The organism is Magnetospirillum moscoviense, assembly GCF_001650635.1.
GTDB lineage: Bacteria > Pseudomonadota > Alphaproteobacteria > Rhodospirillales > Magnetospirillaceae > Magnetospirillum > Magnetospirillum moscoviense.
This window is the reverse complement of sequence record NZ_LWQU01000002.1, coordinates 1-9,157: the sequence shown is the minus strand read 5'-3', so window position 1 is coordinate 9,157 and position 9,157 is coordinate 1. Positions and strand designations below refer to the sequence as shown.

At 66.5% G+C, this 9,157-nt stretch carries 7 protein-coding genes and 1 pseudogene; 5 read left to right on the top strand and 3 right to left on the bottom strand.

What is annotated here, in order from left to right:
• Together A6A05_RS00095 and A6A05_RS00090 are read right to left on the bottom strand one after the other, a co-directional pair.
• Positions 1-215 (bottom strand): annotated as a pseudogene (locus A6A05_RS00095) (IS110 family transposase); the annotation flags it as partial.
• Positions 216-325: 110 nt separating this feature from the next.
• Positions 326-1,423 carry an ATP-dependent 6-phosphofructokinase gene (locus A6A05_RS00090; protein ID WP_068496244.1) on the bottom strand — a complete coding sequence of 366 codons (1,098 nt, stop codon included), beginning with the start codon at positions 1,421-1,423 and terminating at the stop codon, positions 326-328.
• A gap of 100 nt (positions 1,424-1,523) precedes the next feature.
• On the opposite strand from A6A05_RS00090, the gene A6A05_RS00085 reads away from it, so the two are divergent.
• Entirely contained in the window at positions 1,524-1,730 is a 207-nt protein-coding gene (locus tag A6A05_RS00085; RefSeq protein ID WP_068496242.1) for a YdcH family protein, read from the top strand.
• A gap of 148 nt (positions 1,731-1,878) precedes the next feature.
• Here the strand turns inward: A6A05_RS00085 and galU are convergent, their stop codons facing one another.
• Complete coding sequence (gene galU, locus A6A05_RS00080; protein WP_068496240.1) at positions 1,879-2,754, bottom strand: UTP--glucose-1-phosphate uridylyltransferase GalU; 876 nt, start codon at positions 2,752-2,754, stop codon at positions 1,879-1,881.
• Between the two features lie 128 nt (positions 2,755-2,882).
• Between galU and recQ the strand changes: the two genes are divergently transcribed.
• From recQ to A6A05_RS21390, 4 genes are all read left to right on the top strand, one after another.
• The gene (gene recQ, locus A6A05_RS00075) at positions 2,883-4,664 is read left to right on the top strand and encodes a DNA helicase RecQ (protein ID WP_068496237.1); all 1,782 of its coding nucleotides are present in this window, start codon (positions 2,883-2,885) and stop codon (positions 4,662-4,664) included.
• A gap of 61 nt (positions 4,665-4,725) precedes the next feature.
• Positions 4,726-5,586 carry a M48 family metalloprotease gene (locus A6A05_RS00070; RefSeq protein ID WP_068496235.1) on the top strand — a complete coding sequence of 287 codons (861 nt, stop codon included), beginning with the start codon at positions 4,726-4,728 and terminating at the stop codon, positions 5,584-5,586.
• A 67-nt stretch (positions 5,587-5,653) separates the two neighbouring features.
• A complete protein-coding gene (locus A6A05_RS00065; RefSeq protein ID WP_216635725.1) occupies positions 5,654-8,764 on the top strand; it encodes a class I SAM-dependent DNA methyltransferase in 3,111 nt (1,036 codons plus the stop codon).
• A gap of 8 nt (positions 8,765-8,772) precedes the next feature.
• Positions 8,773-9,084, top strand: a complete 312-nt coding sequence (locus A6A05_RS21390) for a hypothetical protein (RefSeq protein ID WP_216635724.1) — start codon at positions 8,773-8,775, stop codon at positions 9,082-9,084.
• The last annotated feature ends 73 nt before the right edge of the window (positions 9,085-9,157 follow it).

The following is a 9,157-nucleotide window of genomic DNA, read 5'->3' as shown; positions in this document are numbered from 1 at the left end:
TGCCGATGCAGGCCGTAGCCGCAAGGGCCCGCCTCGTAGCAGAAGTTCAGCCGCCGCCCGCCCTTGCCGAGCTTCTCTACTAGCTTGGCGATGTGATCTACGCGGTTCGGGATGCTGCCTAACTGGCGCACTTCGCCGCCGCGCGTCCCTTCGGCGATGGCGACCGCAACCGTCGCCTTATGGACATCCAAACCCACGAAGATGATATCGTTCATCAGGTCCGGCCCCCATGTCTGAGGCTCGGCGCCGGCCAGTCCGGCGCAACCCTCGATTGGGACATGCCGTGGGACGGACCGCCAGCCGTTTCAGGGGGCGAACATAGGGTCTAAACCCGCATTTCGCCGATATAGATGCCCAGGCCGCGCGCGGTGTGGGCGATGGTGCCGTAAGGATCGACACCGCGGGTGACACCGGCCACTTCGTTCAACGGCACATCGACCACGCTGCCGTGCTGCCAGGCGACCATGCGATCCAGCTTGCCTTGGGCGATCAGATCGACGGCGTGCACGCCGAAGGCCGAGGCGATCATGCGGTCGCGCGGGCCAGGCTGGCCGCCGCGCTGGACGTGCCCCAGCACGGTGACGCGGGTTTCCGCCTGAACCATCTTGGCCAGACGCGCGGCCAGATACTGACCGATGCCGCCATAGCGGGCCTCGCCGTCGGCCTGGACGTGGGTGACGTTGTGGCCGGTTTCGGTCTTGCAGCCCTCGGCCACCACCACCAGGGCGTGATTGCGGCCCTCGGCCTGGGTTTCGGCCAGCCGCCCGGCGACGCCTTCCAGGCTGTAGGGGATTTCCGGGATCAAGATGACGTCGGCGCCGCCGGCAATGCCGGCCGCCATGGCGATATGGCCGACATCGCGGCCCATCACTTCCAGCAGCATGACGCGGTGATGGCTGGCCGCCGTCGGCGCCAGCCGGTCCATGGCTTCCGAGGCCACCGTCAGCGCGGTGACATAGCCGATGGCATAGTCGGTATGGGCGACGTCGTTGTCGATGGTCTTGGGAATGCCGACCATCGGCACGCCGCCTTGCTTGCACAGCTTGTTCAAGATGCGCATCGAGCCGTCGCCGCCGATGACGATCAACGCGTCCAGGCCCAGTTCCCTGAAGCCATCGACGAATTCCTGCGAGCGGTCGCGGGTGGTGCCGTCGGGCATCGGATAGGCGAAGGGGTCGCCCTTGTTGATGGTGCCCAAGATGGTGCCGCCCATGCGCAGCATCTCGCCCGAGGCGATGCCCAGATCGAACTCGACATAGTCCAAGGGTCGGTTCATCAGGCCCAGGCTGCCGTCGCGGATGCCGAACACCCGCCAGCCATAGCCGCGGATGGCGCGGTGCGTCACCGCCCTCAAGGCCGCGTTCAGGCCGGCGCAATCGCCGCCGCTGGTCAGGATGCCGATTCGCTTCTGCCTGTGCGCCATGACGTGCCTCTCCGGTCGGTAACGGTCTTATCCATACCGCTTCGCACCAATCTCTGCTACTGTCAAACCTGCATTCGACAGCAGGTGTCTTCGCTCCGACATGATCGACGATGATATGGAAGAGATCCGCCGCAGGCTGGCGGATCTGGTGACCGAACACCGGGACCTTGACGATGTCATTTCACGCATCGCCGCCGACCCTCATGTCGATCTGCTGCAGATGCAGCGGCTGAAGAAGCGCAAGCTGGCCCTGAAGGACCAGATCGCCAAGCTGGAAAACCAGCTGATCCCCGATATCATTGCTTGAAGTTTTGCCCTCGCCGGGCGCATGCCTCCGGCATGCTTGGCCGCCGCCGCAATGGCGGCCGGATGTCGGCCGGAAAGGCCGACATCATTGCTTGAACGCGAAACGGGCGGGACCCGATGGTCTCCGCCCGCCCGCTTGCCTTCGTCTGTTACGCAGCGCGGCGACCGGCCAGCGCGTGAATGTGGCGATAGACCGGGCCGGCGGTTTCGGCGTGCAGCAGCGCCGCATCGATGATCGCCTGGACATAGCCGGCCTTGGTACCGCAATCGTAGCGGGTTCCCTTGAAGCGCAGGCCCGACAGCCCGACCTGGGACAGCGTCGCCGCGATGGCGTCGGTCAGCTGGATCTCGCCGCCCTGGCCCTTCTGCTTCTTGTCCAGGAAGTCGAACACCACCGGCTCCAGGATGTAGCGGCCGATCACCGACAGGGTGGACGGCGCGTCCTCGGGCTTGGGCTTCTCGACCATGCCGCGGGCCCGGGCCAGTTGGCCCTTTTCCTCGACCACGTCCAGGATGCCATAGCGGTTGACGTGCTCCAGCGGCACGTTCTCGACCGCCACCAGATGGCCCCGGGTCTGGCTCCACTGATCGACCATCTGGCGAAGGGCGCCCGGCTGGCCCAGGATCAAATCGTCGGGCAGCAGCACCGCGAAGGGCTCGTCGCCGATCACCGGCCGGGCGCACCACACCGCATGGCCCAGGCCCAGGGGCGCCGGCTGACGGATTGCGGTGATGGTCACCCCCTTGGGGCAGGTCGAACGGGCGATTTCCAGCAATTCAAGCTTGCCGCGCTCTTCCAACTGGCGTTCCAACTCGGGCGAGCGATCGAAGTGATCGACCAGCAATTCCTTGCCCTTGGCGGTGACCAGGACGATGTCGGTGATGCCGGCCTCGGCGGCTTCCTCGACGGCATACTGGATCAGCGGCTTGTCGACCACCGGCAGCAATTCCTTGGGAAGAACCTTGGTCGCGGGAAGAACGCGGGTGCCCATGCCGGCGACGGGAAGAACAGCCTTGCGGATCATTTCGGTTACTCGCTTTCGAGCAAGATTGTCGATGGCCGGGATATTCCCCCACCTTCATGGTGGTCATTGGGCCGGATTAAGGCGAATTCGTGGCAAGTTGGAACGCGACCGGGTAAAGTGCCGCCGCCATGATCGCCCGTGCCCGTTCCCTGCTTGCTTCCGTCTTTGGCTTCGCGGATTTCCGTCCGGGTCAGGAAGACATCATCGCGCCCATCCTGGCCGGACGCGACGTGCTGGCGATCATGCCGACCGGGGCGGGCAAGTCGCTGTGCTACCAATTGCCGGCCCTGCTGGATGACGGCTTGACCGTGGTGGTCAGTCCGCTGATCGCCCTGATGCGCGATCAGGTGGCGCAATTGACCGGGCTGGGAATCAGCGCCGGCGCGCTCAATTCCTCGAACGACGCCGCCGAATCGCGCCGGGTGTTCGATGCCTTGCGGACCGGCGATCTGCGCCTTCTGTACCTGGCCCCCGAACGGCTGGCCAAGCCCGACACCGCCGACATGCTGCGCCGGGCCGGGGTCAAGCGCCTGGCCGTCGACGAGGCCCATTGCGTCAGCCAGTGGGGCCACGATTTCCGCCCGGAATATCTGGCCCTGGGCGAGCTGAAGCGGGCGCTGGGCCAGGTGCAGACCCTGGCCTTCACCGCCACCGCCGACGCCGCCACCCGCGCCGACATGGTCGAGCGTCTGTTCGACCACACCCCGGAAATCTTCGTCGGCGGCTTCGATCGCCCCAATCTGATGCTGGCGATGCAGGCCAAGGACGGTCCGCGTCGCCAGATCCTGCATTTCCTGCAGCCCAGGCGGGGCCAGAACTGCATCGTCTATTGCAGCTCGCGCGCCGGCTGCGAGGACCTGGCCCAGGCCTTGAACCAGGCCGGCCATCGCGCCCTGGTCTATCATGCCGGCATGGACAAGAGCTTACGCGACGCCAACCAGGACACCTTCCAGCGCCAGGACGGCATCGTCATGGTGGCGACCGTCGCCTTCGGCATGGGCATCGACAAGCCCGACGTTCGCTTCGTCGTCCACGCCGACCTGCCCAAAAGCATCGAGGCCTATTACCAGGAAATCGGCCGCGCCGGCCGCGACGGACTGCCGGCCGACACGCTGACCCTGTATGGTTTGGGCGACGTGCGCCTGCGCCGCATGCAGATCGAGGACGGCCAGGCCTCGGACGAGCAAAAGCGCATCGAGCGTCAGAAGCTCAACGCCCTGCTGGCCCTGTGCGAGGCGCCGCGCTGCCGCCGCCAGACCCTGCTGGCCTATTTCGGCGAGCAAAGTGCCCCTTGCGGCCATTGCGACCTGTGCATCGACGGGGTGCAATCGACCGACGGCACCGTCGATGCCCAAAAGGCCCTCAGCGCCATCTGGCGGACCGGCCAGCGCTTCGGCACCGAGCATCTGGTCAACCTGCTGATCGGCGCCGACACCGACCAGATCCTGCGCTTCGGCCACGACCAGCTGCCGACCTTCGGGGTCGGCAAGGACCATAATCGCGACCGTTGGCGCTCGATCTTTCGCCAGATCTATGCCGCCGGGCTGATCACCCAGGATATGTCCGAACACGGTTCGTGGTCGATCACCGAAGCAGGGGGCGAGGTGTTGCGCGGACGCGCCACCATTGCGTTGCGCGCCGACACCTTGAAGGCCAAGGGTAGGCCCAAGCGGCCGGTGGCGACCGTGCCGGACTCGGTGGATTCCGACCTTTTGGCCGCCCTGAAGAAGCTTCGGCGCGAACTGGCCGAGGAACAGGGCATTCCGGCCTATGCGGTGTTCCCCGACCGCACCCTGGTCGAACTGGCCGCCGCCCGCCCGGCCAGCCTGGACGACATGAAGGGCATTCACGGCATCGGTGAACGCAAGCTGGAACGTTACGGGCGGCTGTTCCTTGATGTCCTCACCTGATGACGGCGGGCCCGCCGCCTTTTATACTGCGCCGCACATTCCTTGCTGAGTTGGGGTTTCCATGCATCGTCGCGCCCTTCTGTCCGGCCTGGCCGGCAGCCTGATCACCGCTCCCGCCCTGGCCCAGTTCAACCTGGGCAATCTGATCCAGGGCGGCGCCAACATCGTCGGCGCCATGACCGCCAGCGAGGGCGACGAGGTGAAGCTGGGCGAGACCTATTACCAGCAATATCTGCAGAAATCGGGCGGCATCCACCCCGACCGCAACGCGCAAGAGGCCTTGAAGCGCTTCGCCCAGCCGCTGATAGCCGCCGCCGACCGCCGTCAATTGCCGTGGGAGATCACCCTGGTAGCCAACAAGCAGGTCAATGCCTGGGCGCTGCCGGGCGGCAAGCTGGCGATCAATTCGGCGCTGGTGCAGTACAGCCAAAGCCCCGACGAGCTGGCCAGCGTGATCGCCCACGAGATCGGCCACGCCGATCGCGGCCACGGCCTGGCCCAGATGAAGAACCAGAATCTGATGACCGGCCTGGGCGCCATCGGCAAGGAGGCGCTGGCTTCGTTCGGCGGCACCGCCGGGGCCTTGACCGCCCAGGTGCTGGGTGCCATGGAGGGCCCGCTCTACGGGCTGATCCTGACCGGCTATTCGCGCACCAACGAGTTCGAGGCCGACGCCCATATCCTGCAGATCTTCGAGCGCACCGGCTATGACCCGACCAAGGCCGACGATTTCTTCCGCACCCTTTTGAAGCTGCACCCCGATGGATCGGAAACCACCTCGCTGTTCTCGACCCATCCCGGCACCACCGAGCGCATCACCAAGATCGAGGAAGCCGCCGCCAAAATGAGCCGCCCGACCCGGGCCGCCAGCGCGCCCGGCTGGGCCGAGTTGAAGGCGTTGTTCCCGACACCTGCGGGCTAAACCGGTGATTGCCGCCATGGGGCCGCTCGGCTAGGCTGGCCTTGGTGATTATGGTGGGGGATTGCGGGTGAGCGGCGAGGACGTGGACAAGCAGGCGGCTTCCTTCATCGAACGTTGGCGCCCGTCGGGCGGCGGCGAGCACCGCACCTACCAGATGTTCCTGACCGAATTGTGCGCCCTGCTGGATGTCGGTCTTCCCGATACGGCGGGCGACGAATACGGCTTCGAACGCCGCGTCCCCATCCGCTATTGGGACGGCACAGTCAGTGCCGGGCGCATCGACCTTTACAAGCGCGGCTGCTTCGTGCTGGAAGCCAAGCAGGGCAGTTTCAAGCCCGAACGCGAACTGCCCGATCTTCCCGGCCTGGCCGGCTATACCCCCAGGAAGGGCGGTGGCAAGGGCCATGGCGTGCGCGGGACCAAGCAGTGGGACAACGCCATGGTCCGGGCCCGTGCCCAGGCCAAGCGCTATATCGACAACCTGCCGGCGTCCGAGCCGGTGCCGCCGTTCCTGATCGTCGTCGATGTCGGCTATTCGTTCGAACTGTTCGCCGATTTCACCGGCACCGGCCGCCATTACATCCAGTTCCCCGACGCCGCCGGCTTTCGCTTCACCCTGGACAAGCTGGCCGACCCGGCTATCCGCGACCGGTTGCGCGCGGTGTGGAAAGACCCCCATTCGCTGGACCCGTCCAGGCGCGCGGCCAAGGCGACCCGCCTGATCGCCGACCGCTTGGCCCGCCTGGCCCAGTCGCTGGAAGCCGGCCATTCGGCCAAGACCGTGTCGGACTTCCTGATGCGCTGCCTGTTCACCATGTTCGCCGAGGATGTCGGCATCTTGAAGGCCAACGCCTTCACCGACCTGTTGAAGACCACCCGCGACCGGCCGGCGGTGGCCCGCCAGATGATCAGCGCCCTGTGGGCCGACATGAATGCCGGTTCGGCCTTCTCGGCGGCGATCCAGGACGCGGTGCCGCAATTCAACGGCGCCTTGTTCGCCGGTGCCCAGGCCCTGGCGGTCACCCAGGCGCAGATCGACCTGCTGATCGAGGCGGCCCAGGCCGATTGGCGCGACGTCGAGCCGGCCATCTTCGGCACGCTGCTGGAACGCGCGCTCGACCACGACGAACGCCACCGCCTGGGCGCCCATTACACGCCGCGCGCCTATGTCGAGCGGCTGGTCCTGCCCACCATCATCGAGCCGTTGCGCGCCGAATGGGACGACGTCAAGGTCGCCGCCCTGGCCGCCCCCACCAAGGCGGACGCGGTTCAGGCGGTGGCCGACTTCCATCGCCGGCTGTGTTCGACCACCGTGCTGGACCCGGCCTGCGGCAGCGGCAACTTCCTGTACGTCACCCTGGACCACCTGAAGCATCTGGAAGCCGAGGTGGTGGACTTCCTGGCCACCGAGCTGGATCAGCGCCAGGACGCGCTGGACCTGTCCAGCCATGCCGTCGATCCACACCAGTTCCTGGGCCTGGAAAAGAACGAACGCGCCGTCCCCATCGCCGAGATGGTGCTGTGGATCGGCCATCTGCAGCGCTATGCCCGCTCGCGCCCGCAGGCCGCCGGCTGGCCCAAGCCGGTGCTGCGCCAGTACGGCAATATCCGTCATGCCGATGCGCTGCTGACCTGGCGCGACGTGCTTTTGGTCAGGGACGAAGCCGGCAAGCCGGTCAGCCGCTGGGACGGGATCACCCGGAAGCGTGATTCCGCCACCGGCAAGCTGGTTCCCGACGAATCCGCCCGCGTTCCGGTCGAACGCTATGTCGGGGCCAAGGCGGCCGACTGGCCGGCGGCCGACTATATCGTCGGCAACCCGCCCTTCATCGGCGGCAAGGATCTGCGCCAGGAACTGGGCGACGGCTATGCCGAGGCGCTGTGGGCGACCTATGGCAAACGCGTCCCCAATTCCGCCGATTTCGTGATGTATTGGTGGCACAAGGCGGCCGAGAAGGTCCGCACCGGCAAGGCCAAGCGCTTCGGCTTCATCACCACCAATTCGCTGCCGCAGACCTTTTCCCGCCGGGTGGTCGAGCACCACAAATCGGGCCGGCACCCCATCGGGCTGATCTTCGCCATCCCCGACCATCCGTGGGTCAAAGCGCTGAACGAGAACGAGCAAGATGCCGTGCGCGACGCGGCCGCGGTGCGCATCGCCATGACGGTCGGCGTGAGGGGGGCCTGCGACGGCAAGCTGTTGACGGTGTTGAGCGAACGGCCGGGCAAGGAGGATTCCGCCGAGATCGAATTCGCCGAAAGCTTTGGCCCGATCAACGCCGACCTGACCATCGGCGCCGATGTCGCCACCGCCCAGTCCCTGCGGGCGGCCGAAGGGTTGGCCAGCCGGGGTGTCGCCCTGCATGGGGCCGGCTTCATCGTCACCCCCGACCAGGCCCGCACGCTGGGTCTGGGCCGGGTCGCCGGCCTGGAACGCCATATCCTGGACTATCGCAACGGCCGCGACCTGACCGGCCGGCCGCGCGGCGTGATGGTGATCGACCTGTTCGGCCTGGACGAGGTTTCGGTCCGCCAGCGCTTCCCCGAAATCTATCAATGGGTGCTGGAACGGGTGAAGCCCGAGCGCGATCAGAATAACGAGGAGTACCGGCGTCTGAATTGGTGGTTGTTTGGACGGAAGAATACCGAATTGCGGATGGCGCTATCGGGCCTACCGCGTTACATCGCCACCGTCGAGACCGCCAAGCACCGGGTATTCCAGTTCCTTGACGCCGCCATCCGCCCCGACAACAAGTTGATCGCCGTCGCCAGTGCCGATCCGTTCCATCTGGGCGTGCTGTCCAGCCGGGTACATGCCGTCTGGGCGTCGGCGGCCGGCGGATTGCTTGAAGATCGACCCGTCTACGTCAAGTCGGCCTGTTTCGACACCTTCCCGTTTCCCGAGGCGAGCCCGGCCCAGCAGGCCTCGATCGGTGCCCTGGCCGAGGAGCTGGACGGCTTGCGCAAGCGGCAATTGGCGTTGCATCCCGATCTGACCCTGACCGGGCTTTACAACGTGCTGGAAAAGCTAAGGAAGGCGAGCCGCTATCCGAGGCCGAGCGGGCGATCAACGACAAGGGCCTGGTCGCCACCCTCAAGCGGCTGCACGACGACCTCGATTCGGCCGTCGCCGCCGCCTATGGCTGGACCACCGACCTGGCCGATCAGGATATCCTGACCCGGCTGGTGGCGCTGAACCGCGCCCGCTGGACCGACGAGGTAGCCGGCAAGGTCCGCTGGCTGCGCCCCGACTTCCAGACCAGCCGGGCTGTCGCCGCCACGGGGCCGGCCCAGACCACTTTGGATGTTGCGGCCGGAACCGACACCACCGCTCGCCAGCCGTGGCCCAAGACGCTGCCGGAACAGGTCCAGGCCGTCCGCGCCGCACTGGCCGAGTTGGACCCGGCCCCGTCGGTCGAGGCCATCGCGGCCCGCTTCAAGAACGCCAAGCGCGACCGCGTCGCCGAAATCCTGCAGGCCATGGCCCTGATGGGCTAGACCCTATGTTCGCCCCCTGAAACGGCTGGCGGTCCGTCCCACGGCATGTCCCAATCGAGGGTTGCGCCGGACA

Excerpts from the sequence above, each read along its gene's own strand:
- A6A05_RS00070 (WP_068496235.1), top strand. The coding sequence starts at position 4,726 with ATGCATCGTCGCGCCCTTCTGTCCGGCCTGGCCGGCAGCCTGATCACC.
- recQ (WP_068496237.1), top strand. The coding sequence starts at position 2,883 with ATGATCGCCCGTGCCCGTTCCCTGCTTGCTTCCGTCTTTGGCTTCGCG.
- A6A05_RS00085 (WP_068496242.1), top strand. The coding sequence starts at position 1,524 with ATGATCGACGATGATATGGAAGAGATCCGCCGCAGGCTGGCGGATCTG.
- A6A05_RS00090 (WP_068496244.1), bottom strand. The coding sequence starts at position 1,423 with ATGGCGCACAGGCAGAAGCGAATCGGCATCCTGACCAGCGGCGGCGAT.
- galU (WP_068496240.1), bottom strand. The coding sequence starts at position 2,754 with ATGATCCGCAAGGCTGTTCTTCCCGTCGCCGGCATGGGCACCCGCGTT.